1 protein-coding gene is annotated in these 309 nt (G+C 38.5%); it reads left to right on the top strand.

All coding sequences use genetic code 11. The features are described 5' to 3' along the window. On the top strand, nt 1–309 hold a 309-nt coding region (locus SJ312_RS23410), incomplete at both ends, for an Ig-like domain-containing protein (RefSeq protein ID WP_319868430.1).

The following is a 309-nucleotide window of genomic DNA, read 5'->3' on the forward strand; positions in this document are numbered from 1 at the left end:
AGCCCCTGAGCTTGTTAGTGGCTTAGATGTTATGACTGACTCTGGTGAAAAAGTCGATGATATAACCAATGTAAATACGCCAAAATTCAGTGGGACAAAGGAGCCAGACACTCATGTATTTTTAACCATTGATAATCATACCTATGAACAAAAAGCGAATAAACTGGGTCAATGGGAAATATCGGTATTGAACCCATTAGCTGAAGGTGTGCATGACTATGAAGTTAATGTATATTATCAGGCAGGAAATCAGGCACAGGTTAAAGGTAATCTTACTATTTATTCCGATTTGCCCGATGCAACTGTAAG

Origin of the sequence: Providencia sp. CIM-Carb-044 (assembly GCF_033901115.1) — a bacterium.
GTDB classification, from domain to species: domain Bacteria; phylum Pseudomonadota; class Gammaproteobacteria; order Enterobacterales; family Enterobacteriaceae; genus Providencia; species Providencia hangzhouensis.